This window comes from Marinobacter orientalis (assembly GCF_004792665.1).
GTDB classification, from domain to species: Bacteria; Pseudomonadota; Gammaproteobacteria; order Pseudomonadales; family Oleiphilaceae; genus Marinobacter; species Marinobacter orientalis.
Map to the genome: position 1 here is coordinate 122,682 of NZ_SRZX01000005.1, position 19,912 is coordinate 142,593.

At 51.7% G+C, this 19,912-nt stretch carries 19 protein-coding genes and 1 pseudogene; 11 read left to right on the forward strand and 9 right to left on the reverse strand.

Annotated features, from left to right (window positions below; genetic code table 11):
• The first annotated feature begins 44 nt into the window (after positions 1-44).
• Together DIT72_RS14055 and DIT72_RS14060 are read left to right on the forward strand one after the other, a co-directional pair.
• The gene (locus DIT72_RS14055; RefSeq protein ID WP_169449991.1) at positions 45-278 is read left to right on the forward strand and encodes a helix-turn-helix domain-containing protein; all 234 of its coding nucleotides are present in this window, start codon (positions 45-47) and stop codon (positions 276-278) included.
• 73 nt (positions 279-351) lie between these two features.
• Entirely contained in the window at positions 352-1,371 is a 1,020-nt protein-coding gene (locus DIT72_RS14060; protein WP_135955871.1) for a hypothetical protein, read from the forward strand.
• Here the strand turns inward: DIT72_RS14060 and DIT72_RS14065 are convergent.
• The 3 genes from DIT72_RS14065 to DIT72_RS14075 all read right to left on the reverse strand — a co-directional run bounded on the left by DIT72_RS14065 (position 1,361) and on the right by DIT72_RS14075 (position 4,669).
• On the reverse strand, positions 1,361-2,605 hold the full coding sequence (locus DIT72_RS14065) for a DNA methyltransferase (RefSeq protein ID WP_135955872.1): 1,245 nt from the start codon (positions 2,603-2,605) through the stop codon (positions 1,361-1,363). The two genes, DIT72_RS14060 and DIT72_RS14065, sit on opposite strands and share 11 nt — an antisense overlap.
• A 167-nt stretch (positions 2,606-2,772) precedes the next feature.
• Positions 2,773-3,741: a WYL domain-containing protein gene (locus DIT72_RS14070; protein ID WP_135955873.1), complete on the reverse strand. Its 969-nt coding sequence runs from the start codon at positions 3,739-3,741 to the stop codon at positions 2,773-2,775.
• Positions 3,742-3,763: 22 nt separating this feature from the next.
• The gene (locus DIT72_RS14075) at positions 3,764-4,669 is read right to left on the reverse strand and encodes an ADP-ribosylglycohydrolase family protein (RefSeq protein WP_135955874.1); all 906 of its coding nucleotides are present in this window, start codon (positions 4,667-4,669) and stop codon (positions 3,764-3,766) included.
• 145 nt (positions 4,670-4,814) lie between these two features.
• Here DIT72_RS14075 and DIT72_RS14080 point away from each other — a divergent pair, with 145 nt between their 5' ends.
• On the forward strand, positions 4,815-7,034 hold the full coding sequence (locus tag DIT72_RS14080; protein ID WP_135955875.1) for an AAA family ATPase: 2,220 nt from the start codon (positions 4,815-4,817) through the stop codon (positions 7,032-7,034).
• Here the strand turns inward: DIT72_RS14080 and DIT72_RS14085 are convergent.
• From DIT72_RS14085 to DIT72_RS14110, 6 genes are all read right to left on the reverse strand, one after another.
• On the reverse strand, positions 7,031-8,266 hold the full coding sequence (locus tag DIT72_RS14085) for a vWA domain-containing protein (RefSeq protein WP_135955876.1): 1,236 nt from the start codon (positions 8,264-8,266) through the stop codon (positions 7,031-7,033). The two genes, DIT72_RS14080 and DIT72_RS14085, sit on opposite strands and share 4 nt — an antisense overlap.
• The gene (locus DIT72_RS14090) at positions 8,263-9,402 is read right to left on the reverse strand and encodes an AAA family ATPase (RefSeq protein ID WP_135955877.1); all 1,140 of its coding nucleotides are present in this window, start codon (positions 9,400-9,402) and stop codon (positions 8,263-8,265) included. The genes DIT72_RS14085 and DIT72_RS14090 overlap by 4 nt, the downstream gene beginning before the upstream one ends.
• Before the next feature lies 1 nt (position 9,403).
• Positions 9,404-11,215 carry a hypothetical protein gene (locus tag DIT72_RS14095; protein ID WP_135955878.1) on the reverse strand — a complete coding sequence of 604 codons (1,812 nt, stop codon included), beginning with the start codon at positions 11,213-11,215 and terminating at the stop codon, positions 9,404-9,406.
• An 80-nt stretch (positions 11,216-11,295) separates the two neighbouring features.
• On the reverse strand, positions 11,296-11,868 hold the full coding sequence (locus DIT72_RS14100) for an ATP-binding domain-containing protein (RefSeq protein ID WP_135955879.1): 573 nt from the start codon (positions 11,866-11,868) through the stop codon (positions 11,296-11,298).
• Complete coding sequence (locus DIT72_RS14105) at positions 11,869-12,744, reverse strand: UvrD-helicase domain-containing protein (protein ID WP_135955880.1); 876 nt, start codon at positions 12,742-12,744, stop codon at positions 11,869-11,871.
• 261 nt (positions 12,745-13,005) lie between these two features.
• On the reverse strand, positions 13,006-13,893 hold the full coding sequence (locus DIT72_RS14110; protein ID WP_135955881.1) for a metallophosphoesterase: 888 nt from the start codon (positions 13,891-13,893) through the stop codon (positions 13,006-13,008).
• 132 nt (positions 13,894-14,025) lie between these two features.
• Between DIT72_RS14110 and DIT72_RS14115 the strand changes: the two genes are divergently transcribed.
• From DIT72_RS14115 to DIT72_RS14150, 8 genes and pseudogenes are all read left to right on the forward strand, one after another.
• Entirely contained in the window at positions 14,026-14,925 is a 900-nt protein-coding gene (locus DIT72_RS14115) for an ADP-ribosylglycohydrolase family protein (protein ID WP_135955882.1), read from the forward strand.
• 260 nt (positions 14,926-15,185) lie between these two features.
• Complete coding sequence (locus DIT72_RS14120) at positions 15,186-15,833, forward strand: HEPN domain-containing protein (RefSeq protein WP_135955883.1); 648 nt, start codon at positions 15,186-15,188, stop codon at positions 15,831-15,833.
• 65 nt (positions 15,834-15,898) lie between these two features.
• Entirely contained in the window at positions 15,899-16,183 is a 285-nt protein-coding gene (locus DIT72_RS14125) for a transposase (RefSeq protein WP_114612952.1), read from the forward strand.
• Positions 16,184-16,203: 20 nt separating this feature from the next.
• Positions 16,204-16,875 (forward strand): annotated as a pseudogene (locus tag DIT72_RS14130) (IS3 family transposase); the annotation flags it as partial.
• 999 nt (positions 16,876-17,874) lie between these two features.
• The gene (locus DIT72_RS14135; RefSeq protein ID WP_135955885.1) at positions 17,875-18,276 is read left to right on the forward strand and encodes a hypothetical protein; all 402 of its coding nucleotides are present in this window, start codon (positions 17,875-17,877) and stop codon (positions 18,274-18,276) included.
• A gap of 114 nt (positions 18,277-18,390) precedes the next feature.
• Positions 18,391-18,717 carry a hypothetical protein gene (locus DIT72_RS14140; protein ID WP_135955886.1) on the forward strand — a complete coding sequence of 109 codons (327 nt, stop codon included), beginning with the start codon at positions 18,391-18,393 and terminating at the stop codon, positions 18,715-18,717.
• Between the two features lie 107 nt (positions 18,718-18,824).
• The gene (locus DIT72_RS14145) at positions 18,825-19,238 is read left to right on the forward strand and encodes a hypothetical protein (protein WP_135955887.1); all 414 of its coding nucleotides are present in this window, start codon (positions 18,825-18,827) and stop codon (positions 19,236-19,238) included.
• Between the two features lie 180 nt (positions 19,239-19,418).
• Positions 19,419-19,898 (forward strand): 3'-5' exonuclease, encoded by a 480-nt coding sequence (locus tag DIT72_RS14150; RefSeq protein ID WP_135955888.1) that lies wholly within the window; start codon positions 19,419-19,421, stop codon positions 19,896-19,898.
• The last annotated feature ends 14 nt before the right edge of the window (positions 19,899-19,912 follow it).

Consider the following 19,912-nt stretch of genomic DNA (forward strand, 5'->3'; position numbering starts at 1 on the left):
ATCGATATTTTCATTATGGTATTTAACTTAATAGGAAATAAAAAGTGAGCGATGAAGAAAAGCATAAAATATCCGTGATTTTCGGGGAAAGAGTCAGGACTTTAAGAAAAGCTCGGGGTCTTTCTCAAAAACAAATTTCTATTATTACGAGGCTAGATAGAAGTTATATAGGCGGAGTAGAGCGGGGAGAAAGAAATGTAAGTCTTTATAATATTTTTAAAATTGCGACGGCTTTAGATATAAAACTAGATGAACTATTTAAGGATTTTGATGTCTAATCTTTCGGATACTTTCAAGTATATATCTTACTTTAGGCACGCGGGTCACCAAGTTGGTAGAAAAGTTGGTGATATGCTCGAAGTTCTAACTTATGCAGCGTTAGCGCGAAACGAAGAAATAGCAGCAAGACTACAAGTAGAGCCAAAGCTGTATGGGTATTCAGGTGCTGGTCACAAGGTTGAATTTATAGTAAATAAGGAGGCGCGCTACGACGACTTTAAAAAACCAGAAATTATAAGTGGCGGCGGTATTTCGGATCCCGTCGGTGTTATAGCCTTTATAGAATGTAAAAAAGTTGGTGTCGAGCAAACTATAAATAAATCGTTCAAAAAAAAATACAAGAAGAATGGGAGTTACAAGAATTATGTTATTCCCTTTGGCGAAGAGATAAAGATCAAGTTTCAAGGTTCGAGTAAGGCATACTCAATATTTTTTTTAGATGAAGGCTCAGGGCCCACTATAAATATTACCGAAAATGGCAACCTAATTATAAAGGACGATGTTGTAACGGATTATCGATTGATATTTCCTTTATATGAAGATGGTAGTGTAGGGGTTATCAAGAACGATGGTAGTCTGAGGGATCACCAAAAAACCTTAAAAAGCTGTAAAATCCTTGAGATCTATGGAAGCAACGAATTTGGTGGTTTAGCGCTTTTAAACGATTGTCTGTCAGGACCCCAGACTCCCGAAAAGGCTAAACAGTCATCTTTTGTAGCTCTGGATGTAAGGAAAAAACGTTATGATAGTTTTGATATAAACGAAAATGAGGAAGATTTGGTTAGTATATTAGTGTTGACCGAGTTTTCACATTGGGAAGAAAAAAGTCAAAACATCATAAAGGCTTGCATAGATGTAAATTTAGTAGTGGCCGACAGTATTATTGTTCAAGCTTTTAAAGTGTTTGAGGAAAAATTTGGCTCAGACTTTTACTCTATGATAAAGAAAGATAATCTGTTGAATGACGATATGGTTCGGTCAATAGCTTTTGAAATAGTTGATGAGTATGAGGGGAAGATCTTCAGAGATATAAAGGATGGCCAACTTAAAAAGTTCGCCATCATAGATGGTAAATTAAAAATCATTTCCTGAATATAAGTATTCCATCTTTTTTCTCCTTATCGTCACCATGATAATCAGCGCGGTGACGATAAGCATATTTTCCTAATCCATAGTGCGTAGTTCGATAGTTTTCTTCTTCGAGCTTATATCCAATTTTGGTGATTAACTGAATCGTTCTTTGACAAACGGGAATGAGTTCTCCTTTGCGCGTACAATCTCCAATAACAACTGCTAGGTAGCTGCCTTTTGGTTGTGCTTGGTATGTTTCAGTGTAGCATTTTTTTAAATGTTCGAAGTAAGACTCTACGATATTTTCAGATGCAGGATGGGCCTTCATTTCCGACTTATATAGCTGGATTGTGTTGTTAGTGTAAAAGGATTCAAAAGGTTTTCCCCAATAATATTCTAGACTATAAACTGGCGCATAGTTAAAGCTGTTAAGGTAAGGCGGATGACTTATGACAAGATAGCAAAGATTATCACTGAATTGCTTGGGTAATTCTGTGTTGTCACCAAGAAAACATTTAGAAATATTATTTCGGCCTATCAATTTTTTATATTCATTATGGTTTTTGCACATATCTTGGATTTTCTTAGAAAAAGCAGATATTACATTTCGTTGTCTCTTTTCTTTCTTTATATGTGGCCGGACCTCACCATCATGGGCTTTTGATACGCGTCTGACGATGCCGATGTAACCGATAAGAAGAAAGTCTTTTACATCCCCGTCTGGCATTTTATAAAGATAATCTTGTATCGCTTTTAGATCTATTGATGCCTCTTTTGTAAACCATTTTTCTGAAAAATTATCTGAGGGCGCTTCATAATTAGTGTGGTTTTTTTCGAACCAGGCTACTAGCTTGCCCAGTTCTATTTTAATTTCTTCTGTGTCATTTACTCGAGCTTTGACGTTCGATGCCAATACGGAGAGCCAGCTTATATCAATCCCGTAGGATTTTATTCCTCTGAGGTTGGCTTCAACTAAGGTTGTCCCAGAACCGCAGAAGTTATCTAAAACGTAATGGTTGCTAGTTGGTCTTGGAATTTGTTCTAGAATCTGACCGGCCACGACGGACGGGAATTTCCCATAATATCGATAGTCGCCGTGCACTAAGTAGGACAACTGAGGGATGGTGTAAGGTATATCCCAGATTTTCACAGAATGGGGCGATTTAGCGATTTCTGTGACTAAGGGGAGATATTGCTGAAATATAGGACTGGAACTCCTTGATGTGGGAGCTTCAAAAAGATCTTGGTTATACATTAGGTGATCTCGCAGCTTCAGAAATGGTACGTAAAGTAATCATAATCTCATGAATCGAAATGTCAAGGCCTATTTATCTAGCAATCAGCCGATCAGACTGAGTGGACCAGCAAAATGGAGAATCAGTTATTCGTTCTGTCGAATAGTCGTTTTTCTGCGATTGCTATTTAAGGCGGGAATCTATGCGGTTCAAGTAGCTCTAGTTCGCTACCATCCCTTCTCTCCAACCACCGTCGAAGTTGCGGACTATTTTCGATATCGGTCGTCACAATAAACCAGTCAGGCTTCTCCTCATCTCGCCTAATCTTCTGATCCCGGCCAATAGGGCGATTAAACAGCGCCTCTGCTAGTGGCCGCTTAACCCGCAGGACCAACCGCAAAGAGCCTTCCATACCCAGGGCAAATTGCTGGGCCAGGTCGGGTTCCAGAGAAGTGTCGTTCAGGCCAAGGCTGGACTTGGCGGTTAGAATTCGATGTAGGGGTACCAGCTGGATGCTGCCATCCATGGTTTCGGCATTGGGATTTTCAGCCAGGAGGTAGAGGATTTCTTCCTGTAGGAGCATTCGCAGGGGTAGTAGTCCGTTCAGCTTGGTTTCCCCGTCCAGGGTTTTGGTAATCAAGTCCAGCTTGTCAGAATCCCGTAGCGCATCCTCCACCGCACTTTGAACTTGCTCATCAATCGGCTGTGATTCAGGGCGCATGGGGTCTGGCAGGTATTGGATCAGCTGCATCCATTGCTGAGCATCACGGTTCTGTTCTGCTGTTGCGGATGCTTGTTCCCACAGCGAATCCAGTCGCTTGAATACGCCCCGTGGCAGTCGGTTGTAGGCCTGCTGCTTGAGCAGGGTAAGAGCCAGCGCCGCATCGTTGTTATTGATGAGCGTTTCGGGCAGAAGGCCTTTCAGGCTGGTCAGGTGCCAATAGCTGGTTCGGCCGTTCAGGCCCTGTTGTTCTCTGCGGTGTATTGCCTGTGGGAATGTTTCAGCCAGGCTGGCAAGATCCCTTTCCACGCTGCGCTTGCTGGTGGAGTAGCCGTGTTCCTGGAGAAGCTCATAAATCTCTGTGGTGGACTTTCCCAGGCCAGGACGCGGCAGTATCTTGAGTATGTCTATTTGCCGTTTGAGCTGGTTCGACATGTCGGTGGTTGCTTCCCTTGGCTCAGGCTGCCTTTGGCGCCATTTGAATCAGCTGTGTGGCAAGTTCTTCGATGCGTTTTTTGTCTGCTAGAACTTCAAGCCAGGCTGCGGGTATATCGTTCTTGCCATAGTGGCAACCGGCGAGTTGGCCGGTGATAGCTGAAACGGTGTCGCAATCGTCTCCAAGGTTTGCGGCGGTTAACAGTGCGGCTTCCAGTGAATCCGTTGTGCCGAAACACCAAAGGGCAGCTTCCAGGGTATCTACCACGTAGCTTTTCGCTTTGATCAGCGCGTCGGATTTTTCCAGATAGTCCCCTTGGGCAAGCGCAGCAATCTTTTTGCTTTTCCAGGTTTCGCTTTTGCCGGCAGCTAGGGCCGTGGCTTTCGGCTCACCCAGGAGTAACTGGTGAATGACCAGTGCCAATAGTTCGCTGGCTTCCAGGCATTCTTCTGCGCCGTGAGTTGTTCTGGTCGATTCCCGTGCCCACAGGCGGGTTAATTCCAGATCAGGGTGCGCGGCCAGCAGAGCGGGGAGCAATCTCATCAGGCCGCCGTTGCCGGCAGCCAGTGGATGGGTGGATCCAGCGAAGGGTTCATCGGTGTATTTGAATTTTTTAAGGGCCGCACCAAGTGTGTTGCCGGGCGCCAGCGCCAGTTCACTGGGCCAGCCTTCCTGGCGGTCGTAAAAGCCCTCGTAGCGGCGCATCTGATCAGCCGGATCAAAGCCGTTCTTCGCAACCAGGCTCTCTCCCAGACAGAGCGCCAGACCCGTGTCGTCTGACCATTGGCCCACTGGCAGGTATCTGCGGGTGCTGTGCATGTCTTTGATATCGGCGCTGCCTCGGGGGCTGAATTCAACTCCGTTGGCAAGTGCGTCTCCGCAGGCAAGTGCCAGCAGTCCGCCGGTGGCGCGATCATTCAGGTTCATTGTGTTTCCAGTGTTTTGATGCGGTTAGGTACCTGTGGCAGTCAGTTTACGGGGGATAGGCAAGCTCGGCCAGTATCAGGGCTGGTTGCGTCAGAGACTGTCGCGTCGGTTCTTTAGACTGTTCCTCTACGTTGGAGGAATGTGAATGAAGTGGACCGACCTGATTGACCAGCATGTTGAGGCCCCTGCAGAGGGCAACTCGAACCCCGATGCAAAAATGCTGCTTCAACTGTATATGTGTCGTTTGATGACGGCGCCGGATGCAAATTTGTTGTTCTGTCAAAAGGATGCCATTTACCAGGCCAATTTACTTGAGTTGGAGGAGGTTCGTGGTGTTGATGTCCCTGAAGGCCCGATCACTGACGAGGTTTTAAAGACTCTGAACTTCCAACCCCGTCACCTCGGCAGCAATGAAGGTTATCAGGATCAATCTGCTGTTTATCCTTACCCGACCCTTGAGGCTTTCAAGCGTTCATTGAAAAACCGGCAAGTTGAACTTGAGCAGCAGCTCAGGACTGCTCCACAGCCCCCGGTCCTGGGTTTCAACGCCCTTCTGGAAACCCTGACAACCCGGCTTACCCTGACACAGGTAGAAACAAAGATTTTGACGTTGGCGATTCTTGGTATCCAGTTTCATTGGGTCCGGAATCTACTGATAGATATAAACACCTTAGACACCCAGCACTCACTCCGGGTGCTTGAGTATTGTCTGCGCGAGCCCGTATCAGCCATTCTCGAAGCGGTAGATAAAGATAAGCCCCTGATCCTCTCAGGTTTGCTGAAAGCGTGGAAAAGTGGCCATCGGGAGAATGTAGATGAGTTTCTTTGCCCCGGAGCTGTGTTGCGCAAGGTGACTGAATCTTTGGCACACGAATCTGGTGAGCATGAGGATGCCATCGAGCTTATTTTGCAGACCATCTGCCCGTTTGCGCCTCCCCCTTCTTTTCCCTTGTCGGCATTTTCAGGCGTCGGTGACTTGCAGTTGGTGATCGACTACTTGCGGCAGGTTCTGGAGCAGGGTAGCCCGGGCGCGAATGTGCTGTTGTATGGGCCTCCGGGGACGGGTAAAACAGAGCTTGCCCGAGCGTTGGCTTGCCACCTGGGTTCCTCGTTATATGAGGTGCCCACGGTTGCTGAGCATCAGGCGACGCTGACCGGCTCGGAGCGCCTGGATTCGGTCTATGTTGCGCAGTCATTCCTCAAAGATCGCTCGCGCGTGGTGCTGTTATTTGATGAGATGGAGGATGCCTTCCGCGATCCCCAGGATTTGGCTAAGGGCTGGCTCAATAAGTTGCTTGAGCAGAATCGCGTACCAACGATCTGGATCAGTAATCGTGTGGATCACATTGATCCGGCGTTTCTGCGCCGTTTTACTCTGGTTCTGCCCATTAAAGACAACGGTTCCACCCGTATGAGCAGTGTTGTCGACACGCTCAAACCCTTACCGGTGAGCAATGGCTGGTCGGCAGCGCTGGCCGGCAAGCCCTGGATGACGCCGGCCCTGGCCAGCAATCTGCGCGAAGTAGGGGCGCTGTTACCCGCGAACCAGCCCCAGCGTAACCAGCAACGTTTGCAGTCGGTGTTGGAAGACCGTCTTACGCTTGCCCGCGGTGAACCGTTGAATGTGGCCATTGAGGCGCAATCCCGGGAATCATCCGGCCTGGTGTTTTCTGCCGAGTGGCTGAATACCAAGCCTGTTTTGCGTAATGTGGAGCGTATGCTCCGCCGTGGCCAACCCGTTCGTTTGTGCCTCTACGGGCCACCAGGCGCTGGTAAAACCGTCTATGCCAGTGAGCTCGCCAGCCGCATGGGCCGACCGTTCAAGCTGGTCAGCGGAAGTGACCTGCAATCCTGCTATATCGGTGAAACAGAAAAGAACATTGCCGGCATTTTTACTGAGGCAGAGCGCAGTGGTGCCGTGTTGCTTCTGGACGAGGCTGACACCTTTCTGTTTGACCGCGAAACCGCCCACCGCTCCTGGGAAGTCAGCATGACCAATGAGTTCATGGTTCGCATGGAGCGCTTCAAAGGCGTGTTTCTGGCCACCACCAACCGAATGGATAGCCTGGATTCGGCGGTCATGCGCCGCTTTCAGCTGAAAGTGCGTTTCGGATACCTGGAGCCAGTTCAGTTGAAGGGTCTGCTTACGACCTGTGTGGTTGATGCGGATCGTGTAGCGAAGTTGCCGGCATCGGCACTGGCCCACTTTACAGCGGTGACACCGGGCTTGGTGCAAGCTGCGTTAAGCCAGCTTCAGTTGCTGGGATTGCGGCCTAAGCTGGATCGTTTGCTGAAGGCTCTTGAGGAGGAGCAGCTGTTGCAGTTGGGAGAGCTCGGCAAGCGGGAAATCGGGTTCCACGCCTAGATGGCGTGGTCGGTCAGATTGAGAGCATCGCCCCAGCTTACGGGGCGTTTTCCGTCCTTGGCCAATGCCCATAATACGGGATAGGTTGGGGGATATTCAGGTGCGTCAGCGTAGCCATCGGTCAAGACGATCAGCGCCTGGGGCGGCTGTTCTTCACAGGCTGCAAGCATCGGTCGAAAATCGGTTCCCCCGCCTCCTTTCAACTCCATTTTGTCCAGTCGATACAGATCCTGTTCTGTCAGTTGCTGGTCGCTTTGTATCCGTGTGTCAAAGACCATAAACCGAAGATTGACCCGATTGAACGCGGCCAGCATGCCTTTAAGTTCGGCCAGAAAGTCCGGGATATCGCCCAGGCAGCTGCCGGAGTTGTCCAGGGCTACCGTGAGTTCCAGAATGCTCCCCCGGCGGCTGGGTAGGTAAAGGCCCCGGTGTATGTGCCGGCGAGAGGGCGGGAGCCATTGACGGTCACCGCCCTGCTGTTTTTGCAGGAAGCGCGCAAGCAGTTGCTGCCAGGGCACCTGGGGTTCGCGGATCTCATCAATGATGCGCCGCAGGTGGCCAGGTAAGTTGCCGGGCATACGCTCACGCTGTTGAGCCACGGCAATCAATCTCTGGCGCCAGGCTTCGCTCAGGGCTTGTTCGTCTTGAGTGGTTGCTGCGGTTTCCGGGTTGAAGTCCGGATCGATGACCATGTCTTCGGTTGGGTCGTTTAACGCTGATTCCAGGTCGTGGCTATCGAGTACCGATTGGCCCTTTCTCGACTGTTCGATTCCGTCGCTGAGTCTTGCGTAGGTTTCTTCCGCAGAGAGTTCCTGAAAACGCCGATCCCACAGGGCGTCAGCAGGGCAATGGCCAAGCTCGGCGCTGAGCAAATGGTTCACTTCGTAATCACAGGCCTGGTTCCAGAGATGGGAATCCCGACCAAGCTGCCGACGGAAATGGCCGAGGGCACAATGCCAGACTTCATGGGCAAGGATGAAGCGTCGGTCTGCTTCACTGCGTTGTGCCATAAAGCGGGCATTGAAGAAGATATTTCTGCCATCGGTGCCTGCTGTAGGAAGACGATTGTCGACAACGGGAATCAGGTTCAGCTGCATGGCCAACATGGCAGTAAAGGGCTGAGCCGTCATCATCAGTGCGCGGTCCTGCTCGCAGGTTTTGCGTATGGTTTTTTTGAGCGCCTGGTCTTCGTCCGATGGCTGCAGAGGCGCTTTATGTCTGAGCGCGCTCATGCCACTTTCTCCATATGCTGGTTGAAGACTTTGCCGTGGCTTTTGCTCCAGGCTTCAAAAGCCGGGTGGCAGAACACGTCCATGGCTTTTTGTTCCTGCAACGAATCTCCCTGTGCCGCGGTGGCATCCAGCAGAGCCAGGGTGGCGAAATCAGAGGTCAGCTCCTGGCTGATCTTGAAGAAGCGGTCCAGGCGCTGTTGTTGGCGATTTTCCGGGCCCTTCCAGAGGTGGTGGGCCAGGCTGCTGCAAAAGGCAAAACGCTGATCCGCGCGCTCCGGAATGCTGATGGGGCACTCTCCACGCAACATGGCAGGTACGTCCGGTAGTTCTTTGCTCCAGCGGCGGAATGCCAAAAACTCGGTGGCAGCGGCGGCGCCTACCAGGCCCTGAATCATCAGGCACAGGGTATCTTCATCCAGGCCTTCGCCAGCGTGCTCCAGAGTGCTGGAAACCCGGGTCCAGCTGCGGGGGCTGGGCCAGCCCTGTTCAACCTTGCCGTTCATGTTAAAGAAACACTCGGGCCGAAAGCGGACAAAACCGATGACGTCCGGATGCAACTGGTTTGCCGCGGCCCACTGGCACCAGCTGTCCAGATCCGCCTCAACATCCAGGTGGCAAAAACGGTTGGCCAGCGCGCTGGAAAAGGTCTGTGCGACGGCGCGGTCTTCGGCTCGGTTGCCAGCGGCTACAACCAGCCAACCATCGGGCAGGTTGTAGAGATTGCCCAGGCGACGATCGAGGATCAGTTCGTAGGCCGCTACCTGGAGGGAACGGTCCGCAGCGGTGATTTCATCGAAAAGGATGATGCCGCGGCTATCCGGATCCCGAGGCCACTCGCCGGAGATCAGCCAGTCCACGGACTCTTCCTTTGGCACCGGCAGGCCGCGCAGGTCGACCGGTTCGCGCTGGGACAGGCGAATGTCGATAAAATCGACGCCGGCTTTCTCGCATACATCCCGAACGATGGCGCTTTTACCCACACCGGGTGGGCCCCAGAGCATAATTGGGGGTAGCTGATGAGCCAGTTCCGGCTGCTCTCCCAGCAAACCGATTTGGTGCCGGAGAATGCCGTGAATCTGGCCAGGAGTGGCGTAGCGTTTATTGCGGCTCTGGATAGTCGGGTTCTGTTCGGTCATATCAGGCTTCTCCTTGAAATAGTGTGTAGTTGGTGCCGGCTTCAATACTGGGTTCGTCCTCTTCCTCCTCCTCGGAGGTGCAGGGAGCCAGGGCAATGTGCATGAGCTGTTTGCGGTACTCGTCCAGCTTTCGCCCCCGCTTGTAAAACGCCAGGCTTTCCATTCGAGCCCGGAACCAGCCTTCCGGCCTACGGGCAAGGGCCATGAGCTGACTACGGAACACACCAGGGCATAGGTGGACGACCGGTGGAATGGACTTCACCAACGTTGCCAGGGGCAGTATTTCGCACAGAAATGCAATTACGGTGCGTTGCGCTTCATTGCCAGCTCGGCCACCAATCAGAAGTTTTACCAGCCGCATGGTTGGATCCCGGTTTTGGCTGCGATTACGGTTCAGAAGAAAGTCCTCATCCTTGAGAAGGTATTCCTCCATGCAGCGCAGGGTGAGAGCGTAGATATCGCTTTCGTCGGAGGCGGTACCTGCAAGGCGAATCAAGGTGTTCAGGGCCTGCTCGTCGCAGCATGTACAGGCAATTATTTCGCTGTACTCGGCCGCTGCAGGCACCGCTGGATGGCAGTATTGCCAGATCCTCAGATCTGCCTCCCAGCCTTGAGGCGCCAGATCCTCCGGAAACTTCCAGTGCCAGTAGAGATCTGCCTTTACCATGGCAGCTTCGTTGAACGGTCGATTGGCTCGTTTGTTTTTGCCGCGGTTATCCCGGTGGCGGGTGGCCAGTTCACGGCGGGAGGTCCAGATCAGATCCGGGGCAACGCCAAGCTCGCAGAGTTCGTGGAGTTTCTGCAGGCTGAGCACGACTTGTTCCCGCTCATGTGCATTGGCCAGGATGCTCAGAATTCCGGCCAGTTGCGATGCATCGCCGTTCCTGAAACGGTCCAGGCTGGCATTGAGCGAAGACTCATCGAAATAGAAGCGGGCGCTGCGCATCAGTGGCGCCGGCAGCGCACCGAAGCACTCCACATCCATCCCCAGCGGAAAATCCACGCGCTGCAATGCGTTGCAGTGATGCAGGGCAAGGCTTGAGCCATTGGGGAAGCTCAGAGCCTGTAAACGGCTGCTGTGGATGCGGGCATGCTGCCATTGGTCCGCAATGGTGAGCTCACGCTCATTTTGTTTTTTCTGGTGCAGGGTAAACCGGTCACCTACACCAGAAACACGCTTGAGCATCGGTGCCTGGCTGACCTCCAGGGTAAGGCCGTGGCCGGAGCTGTTTACCGTCCTCAGGTCAGGAATCTGCTGCAGGACGGCTTTACCGCGAGTGTTGATTTGCGCATGGCGGAGGCCGGCGATGTTGGTTAGCAGCCAGTCATTGTCGGCCCCCAGCGTTAGCTGATCGCTATCCTTCGGCATGGTGCCATTGAGGATCACCAGACCGTTGCCGGCAGGTTCGGGAATGCTGTCTCCCGGGCCGCTGCAAATAACGCGAGTCCAGTGATGGTGGTGGGGCGTGGCCTCCATGCGCAGTTGTGTGTTTTCCCAGGCCGCATCGATCTCACTGACCATGCCGGCGATCACAAAGGGTATCGGTGCTTTTTCGCTGTTGAAATGCACAATGGCGCCGGGGTGACCAGAGGGCAGGATGACCTGCTGCAACTTTGGCAAGTTGCTCAACACCAGGTGGGGGCGTTTGTGGGATTTCAGGCGCTTGAGGTGGATGACTTCCAGATTGGGGGCATCGATGATGTCCAGTGCAAAAACGTCGGGCTCATCGACGTTCAGGATCCGCCCGGGGAAATGGCTAAGGCTCGCACCACCCGCTGTGTCTCTGGTGATATAGGCGTTGTAGTTGTTCATCGAAATCCCCCTTTGGCTGTTTCGTGTTGCCACTATGGGGGATCGGTGCGACAGATTATGACGCTATGAAAGAATGACCCTCAGGTTTCTATTTTCGCGAATGTCTGCAGCCCAACCGTTGCACGCGTTGCGCCCACATACCAAAGGTCTTCACGGGAGGCGAAGGCCCCGGTGTTCATATCGACCAGGAAAACGAATGGAGACTGCAGGCCCTTGTAGCTGTTGATGGTACTAGTCACGAAAGGCTCGCCTTCAAATGCGTTCTCAAGGGTACGGATGCCGCCGCTGTTTTCTGGGCGGTAAGGGCTGAGGATGGCCAGTTGCTCGGCTTTGACACCACGTTCTTTAAGGGCTTCCCAGGCCTTGGCCAACTGGACCGTTTGCTCATCGATGTTTTTCCAGACGTGCTCTTTTACCAGCTCATTGGCGGCGTGAAGGTTGGGAGCCGGAACGCTGGCGTAGTCGAAGCGGTTGTTGAGCCACTGGGCAATTTCCAGGGAGTTACGGCAGTTATGCATAAGCTGGAAGGGGTAGGGCAGCATGCCATCGAATACATCCGAGGGTATCTCGAAATCTCTTCCATAAAGGTTCTGGGATGGATCTGCAAAGAGAATTACCTGGGCTTCCTGCTTCAATACAGCGTGCAGGGCCATCTACCACAACGGGTGAAAATCCTGGGCTTCGTCTACCAGAAGGGCATCGTATTGTTCTTTCAGGACAGATGCCGCATCAGCTAGTAGCGTAGGGACTGTTTCTTCGTAGAACGCTGGCTTGTCCGCTGGTGTCTCTGGCGGTGCCCATAGGGTACCCCCTTGCTCGATAAGGTGGCGAGCAAAATCATGGAAGCTGGACGCTGTGATAGAGCCTTCCAACTGCTCATCGGCGTTCTGCAGGGATTCATGGAGGTGGTCTGCCAATGCTTTGTTGAAGCAAAGGGCCAGAACGTTTTTACCTTCAGAGGCAAGGTCCCGCGCTTTTTGCCGTGCCAGCAATGTTTTGCCGGTACCCGCGCCGCCGGTGATGGTGAGCCTCGGGACAAAGCGTAAAAGCTCAAGTGCCCATACCTGTTGATTGGTGAGTTGAACCAGGCGCGACTGAATCTGGTCTAGGGTTGCATCGATTGCTGGGGCAAGATGGAAAGTGGGATTCAGCACTTTGTCTCGAACAAACGTGGCATTGGCTCTACTGATTGGCAGTTTGTCCTGGTGGGGCCAGCGCGCAAAAAGAGCCTTCAGTGCGTCCTGGTCCAGATCCTCAAGGTTGTTGTGATCGATGATGTCGGCCCGTAATAAACCCATGGGCAGAGTCATGCCCTCGGCTACGGTGTCCGGGAAGACCAGATTTCTGCCAATGGGTAATAGCAATCCATCCCGCGCAACTTGCTTGATGCGGGTAATGATATCGCCAATGGCGTTATCCGCCTGTTTGACCGGATCTTTAACAGGGTAGGTACCGGAATTGTTCCGGGTAAACCAGCGACTGTTCTGGAACGAGATGCCACCGCCTGTCACTTCCCACAAGAATGCCATGGGCAGGGTGAAACAAAATGAAATCCGCTTCGCTCCTGAACGTTCCCTGTTTTTTCTCCCGGACCAGAGGGAGGCTGAAATAGACCTCCAGACCGGGAAATTCCAGATCGTTCAGGTGATTCAGAACCCGGCGTTCGCTGTTGGGAAGGGCATCCAGCTCAATGGAAGCGAGCGGAGGGATCAGTGTCGCCAAAACAACGTCCTTCTGTTTATGTTTTGACGAAACAGATTAGCAGAGGGAGTGGGAGGCCAGAATTGTCTTTAGGTAACAAAGTGTTCCGGCTTCAGTGGTTGGCCTGCCCGGTGCTGATAAGCCGTCAGAGGGCCGCCATAAGCTGCCGAATAATCGACACTCGCGACATTGGCTCCCAGAGTATCCGGTGTGCCCGTCAGTGCGTAGTGGCCGAAAAATATTGGCGGTTTTATGGCGTCTGGTACAGGCAAATTGATGCGCGCAACGTCACCCTCTATCGGATTAATTGCCACTTTGTCTTCAGGCCACCATTGAAAGCGGAAGCGAATACTGCGGAACTTCGGGCGGTCCGCCAGGTGTGATGGAAACTGGTGCGCGCAACCGGCGATTACGCGATCCATTGCCAGGTAGATGCCGGAGTAGGTGTCACGGTAGCTGGCAAGGGCTTTGTGACACAGGCGTTCAATGCCGGCGTTTTTCAGGGTAGCGATAGCCGCTTCATCCCAGCAGGCATGGACGACACGGATATCCGGGTGATCAATATAGATGGGTTGTTCGCGTAGCCATTGGAAAAGCTCAATCAGGCGGTCAGGCTCGTATTTATAAGCGGAAACCAGCTTGTGACGACAGGGGTGATTTTCTGTCTTGTCCAGAAAAGCCAACAGGTCATCGGTGTGATCAGCCGCATCCTGAATCCAGTTCAGCTCATGGTTGCCAATGACCATCATTGCCGAACCTGCATCCACCATCTTTTGGACAGTTTCAAGAACCTTGGCGGGCTTGGGGCCCTTATCGATCAGGTCTCCCACAAACACAGTCTTATGGCCGGGTTGGCACCAGGTGCCTTCCACTTTGCTGTAGCCGAGCTTTTTCAGCAGGGCGGTCAGTTTATCGTGATGGCCGTGAACGTCGCCGATAACGTCGTAGGTGATTGCGGTTTGCTGGGTGTTGTTCATAAGCGTCTCCTCTGATGGATTCCAGTATGGATCATCAATGCGTCGGTTTGTGTCGTAACGTGTTCAATTCCTGGTGCGACATGAAATGACGCGAGGCGAGGTTAATCTGTTTGCATCAACGAGGAGATGCATATGAGCAACAATACCGATTTCGCAAAAGGAACGCTTCTGGGCTTGGCCGTGGGCGACGCCTTAGGCACAACCGTTGAATTCCGGCGCCGGGATTCTTTCCCCCTGCATACTGAAATGACAGGCGACGGTGCTTTTAGCGTGAAGCCGGGCGAGTGGACAGACGATACTGCTATGGCACTTTGCCTGGCCGAAAGCTTATTGGCTTGCGAACGCTTTGATTCGAAAGACCAGCTAAGCCGCTATGTGCGATGGATGGATAGCGGCTATATGTCCTGCCAGGAAAATTGCATCGACATCGGTAACACCACCCGCGATGCTCTCCGCCGCTTTTCCCGCACCCAGGTAAGTTTCGCTGGAACAGACAACCCTTTTGCCAGCGGCAACGGTGGCATCATGCGGCTGGCGCCGGCAGTGATCGCTGCGCCAGACCAAAAGACCGCCATCGGATATGCCATCGACAGCAGCCGTACGACCCACGCCAGTGCCGACTGCCTGGATAGCGCAGAACTGCTGGGCGCTGTTCTGTGGGAACTGCGCCGGGGCGCCGACCTGAAAGTCTTACTGGAGAATCTGCCGGATACCCAGGAGCGCGGAATGGCAGTTGGCCGAATTAAAAACGGATTCTTCCGACACTTTACCCGGGATGAGATTTCATCTAGTGGGTATGTGATCGACACCCTGGAGGCGGCTTTATGGTGCTGCTATCACGCAGAGTCTTTTGAGGATGCGATGATTACTGCGGTGAACCTGGGGGATGATGCAGATACGGTGGGGGCTGTGACCGGACAGATTGCTGGGGCGGCTTGGGGGATGGAGTCTATTCCGGTGCGGTGGTTGGAGCCTTTGGCTTGGAGGGAGAGGATTTCCGGGTTGGCGGAGGGGCTGGCTGGAATGGTTTAATAAGTCTCTAAAAGCGATATGGCAATATTTTCTGTAGCCATACAACAAGTAAAAGAAGACGACAGCTATGCTGTCTGTAATGGCAAAATTCTGAAGTGGAGCTTTTCCGGGTATGGCCAGGCAGATTCTGAAAAGCTTCCGAAGACAGTCGATGTTTCGACCTCTCGAACTCTTGTGAATGTTTTCGCCAGTGGCTTCAGGCCGGAGTTCCATTCAACAGCTGAGGCGTGAATGCAGGCGCTAACAGGCAGGGAGCGAATATGGATTACCAGCGGTTAAAACATAGTCACAGAACTGAGCGAGAAAACTACCATTCGAACCTCAGCCTACGCGTTCACCGCTCATTGAGCTGGCTTCAGCGTGCGGAAATGCAGGATGACCTCGATGGCAAGTTCATATTCCTCTGGATTGCATTCAACGCTGCCTATGCCACTGAGATCAGCGAAGAGTACCGGGCATCCGAGCAAACCTCTTTCCGTAGCTTTCTTGAAAAGTTGTCGGAACTGGATAGCGTGCGACTTCTGGGTGAACTTGCATGGAGCGAATTCCCCCGCAGTATCCGAGTTCTGCTTAACAACCGGTATGTGTTCCAGGCGTTCTGGGATTTTCACAATGACAAGCTTACCGAGGAGGAATGGCAGAGTCAGTTTGACCGGGCGAAGATTGCAGCCCAAACCGCTTTGGGCAAACAGGATACGGCAAGCGTTATCGGCATTGCCTTATCCAGGATATATACACTGCGGAACCAGCTGATTCATGGCGGGGCCACTTGGGGCAGCTCGGTGAATCGTGATCAGATTCGGGACTGTGTGGCGTTGATGAGCAAGTTGGTACCGGTCATCCTGACGATAATGATGGATCACCCAGAGACGTTGTGGGGTGATGCCTGTTATCCGGTGGTTGAGTGAAGTGGTCCCCGAAATTTGGACAGGTGCCTAAGCTCTGATTCATCATCTCCACAAGGAGGAGAATCATGAGCAAGAAACGCAAACAGTACAGCGCATCGTTCAAGTCCAAAGTCGCCCTGGCTGCCCTCAAAGGAGACGAGACCACCTCTGAGATTGCTGCCCGGTTCCAGATTCACCCGACCATGGTCAGTACCTGGAAGCGCGAGCTGCTGGACAATGCGACCGACCTCTTCGAGGGGAAGAGAAAGTCCGCCAAGCAATCTGACGAGCCCAATACTGATGAACTCTACCGCGAGATCGGCAAGCTGACGGTGGAACGCGATTTTTTGTCGCGCAAGCTCGATCAGTAAACCGTCAACGTCGGTTGGCGATGATCGAGCGAGGTCATCCCCAGGTCAGTATTGTGCGCCAGTGTGAGCTGCTCAAAGTGAGTCGCTCATCGGTTTATTACATTCCTCGTGAACGGTGTCAGGAGGATCTGGAGCTGATGTATCTGATTGACCAGCAGCATCTGGAAACGCCGTACTACGGCTCTCGCAAGATGCGAGTTCATTTGCAGCACAAGGGTCACCCGGTAAACCGCAAGCGGGTTCAACGCATGATGCGCACTATGGGCATCCAGGCGGTGTATCCGCGCCCGAGAACCAGCATTCCGGGCGATGGGCACAAGGTCTATCCGTACCTGCTCAAAGGGCTCCGGATCGATCGGCCTAACCAGGTGTGGGCGACAGACATCAGTTACCTCCCGCTGGCCCGGGGCTTCATGTATCTGATCGCCATTATTGACTGGCATAGCCGCAAGGTACTGTCCTGGCGAGTCTCAAACACCATGGACACCGATTTCTGTGTCGATGCCCTGGAAGAGGCTCTTCAGCGCCATGGAACGCCGGAAATCTTCAATACTGACCAGGGCGTCCAGTTCACCAGTGAGGCCTTCACAGGCGTTCTCAAAGAACAGGGCATCCGGATCAGCATGGACGGCAAGGGCTGCTACCATGACAACATCTTTGTCGAACGGCTCTGGCGGAGCGTCAAATACGAGTGTTGGGTGAGTAAACACAAGCCTGAGGGCCGGTATGAGCTGAACCTTCCGCGCACGCTAAGTAAAAGGCGCAGCGAGTGAGAGGCCTGATTCTGATTATCTCGGTAATCGCCCAACATCGCCAAAAGGTGTCGCATGAGCGGAAAATCCAGTTCGATGGCAATAACCATTATGTCGTGATTCCGCAAGAGTTGTTGGAGAGAGCGGACATTCAGATCGGAGATGAGGTTGAGGTTTCAGGGGAAAGCGTGGACCTAGGGTATAGAATCACGGTGGAGCGAGCGCCAGCGCATGGGCGAGCAGACCAACAAGATGCTTGAAGACAGGCACGCAGGGTGAGGTGTGAGATGGACGAGGCTGAATACAGGGAGCTCTTGCGCTCTCTTGAGGTTCACCTGGTCGATTGGCAGTACATCAGGCTGGTTACCGATGAGGGATTCCCTGCAGGGGACGTGAGGGTCGTTGGTACAGTTGAGTCAGCTCCAGCTCCTTACGCGGCAGGTCAGCGTATTGTGACCGCTCAGATTCTTGAGTCAGGGCAAGGTTGGTGCGCGACATACCACCAAAAATATTTTCTGTCTGGACTGGTTCGTCGAAAAAAACTTATGACGCTAGATCAGCTAAGAGATCTGTCGGGAGAAAGATATTGATATGAGAAAATGCCGCCAATTCAAAAAGGTGTGCACTGAATTAGACAAGGAGGGCGCTATGAAAATACTGGAAATTTAGATTTCTGGATTAGGTTTGAAAACTTTTTATCGCTAGCCAAACACTAAAAAAACCTAAAAGTCAATAAAATATTGACAAAAGTATCCATCCGAGCTATAATTATCGATGTAGGTCGGGAAAAGCTAACAGCACTCAGTTTTCTTTTTCTATCTCATCTTAACTTAATTACCGAAAAGCTGCAACCCAATTTGGGGAGGTTGTCTCGACGAGGTTCTCAGGTCGCGTCTAGACACTGCCAGCTTAACTCAAATCCTAAACAGGACAATTCTTATGAAAGATGCTAATGCAAAGACTGACTCTATGTCAACACCCTCTCCAGCAATCTCGTCGCAACTTCATCGCATTATATTCGGGGGCGAACGGAACTCTAACTTCGATGAAGTTATCGCTGCGCTTTATGAGCAGTCTGTGCGCGCGCCAATCTACGGGAGCCGGACTGGTGACAGCCTGCATTTATACTCCGACAACTCCATTGAAAACGCGTTTAAGGCGTGTGCGAAGGTGTTTGAGAATCGTGTGATGGCCATTGGACGGCCGATTGAGACATTGGATCTCTGCGAAAGACTTTACTTCAGTATCAACATGCACCGAAAGATCAGGAGCGTGTTTGATAGGAAGCTCAAGAAGCAAATATCTAACCCTGCTGATAGACCCGAATTAGGAATTGGCTAAGCCCCTGAAAGCGGCGGACCGAGGTCATTGCTCGTTATTCCTTCCGATGCGTGACGTAGGCTCTCATTGTGATTGCAAACTCGCTAATTAAAAACAGATTTAAAGGACGTTGTTATGAGACAAAAACCTCGGATATTGAAACTCGTGAACTCGCGAGCAGATGAGAAGCGTCATGCGTTGCTGAAAGAAGACTCAACGGATTTAGCGCTGAAACACCGCAACAATGGAAGGCAATATCCTTTCGTCCCTCCCAATGTAGGAGAGCAGGAACTTTATCAGCTGGCCTTAGAGCAACGTCGATGGCTTGAGCAGAATGAAGCGGAGTCAGTTGGCAATGATCTGCTGAGTCTTATGGAAGCCGTGGAGGCATTTAGTGAAATTGGCGAAGATGCGTTCAAGGCGTTTGAGGTTCCAAAACGAATCAAGCCCCCACTCCATTAGTCGTTTCCAGGTGCGGGCAGATATACGGTGGCCGAGAGGCCACTTTGTTTGCCGGATACCTTATAGGCCACCCTATACCATTATTTAAATGAAAATGGAGGTAAGAAATGATTTCGGAGCTTTTGACCAATCAATACTCAAAAGTCGTGATGCCAATGTTTGCTGTTGCGGCTGTCAATATTGGGTTTTCTTACAGCGTAACTGAAAATAACTATGCGGGTCTGGTATTTTTGGTTCTTGCGGGCATTTTAATTGTTTTTTCAAAACTAACATACTTTATAGTGGAAAAAAATATAGTGCGCATCGAATTTAAAAATAAGCCTGAAAAAGATAAGTTTTTACTCTTTGCATCGTACCTTAGATTAATTGGTTTAAGTATTGCGATTGGCATATCTCTGATGAGTTTGGCGCAATATTCAGGGATGCAGATATCAGCCGCTTGCATAATATTAGTATTATACCTGTCAGGCACAGAAGGTTATAAATTCAGGTCAGAAATGAAGAAATTATCGTTGATCTAGTTTTGCATTAACTTATTCATAAAGGAATTTATTTGGGGAGGTGACGGATAGATCGTGTGATAAATGTGCCCTCTGTCTGAGGCCGGTCGGTGAGAACTTCTTTCAATCGAAGTCGGGCTGAGTAAAGCAAGAGTCCTCACAGCCAAGAACACTTATACGCCAACAGGAGGATCAGTTTGCATGTTTATTTTGGACATCGAAGCCAGTGGTCTGGTCGATGAGAGCTATCCGATTGAGATCGCCTGGGTCAGCCTTGATGGAAGCGAAACGTTTTCAACCTTGATCAACCCTGAGAGTGCTGGCGGTTGGGATCACTGGGACAATTATGCGGAAACGGAGATTCACGGCATCTCCCGACAGCACTGCTGTGAGCGCGGGAAGGATGTGGTGGTAGTTGCTCAGAGAGTGGAGAAGTTGCTGTTAGGCCACCCGGTATTTTCGGATGCTCCTTATCAGGACCAACGTTGGCTTTCCCGACTTTTTGAATCAGTAGGCAGGTCCTGCCCCGCGGTGCTCATGCCGATTGATCAGTTGGTCATACGATCTAGGCGAGGGGAGTTGAACCGGCGTTTGTCGCAGATAAACCGACCTCATAGAGCCGTCCATGACTGCATGCTGTTGGCTGACGTTGTACGTCAGGTTAGAGAGGGATGTATATGACAACAGCGGATGGA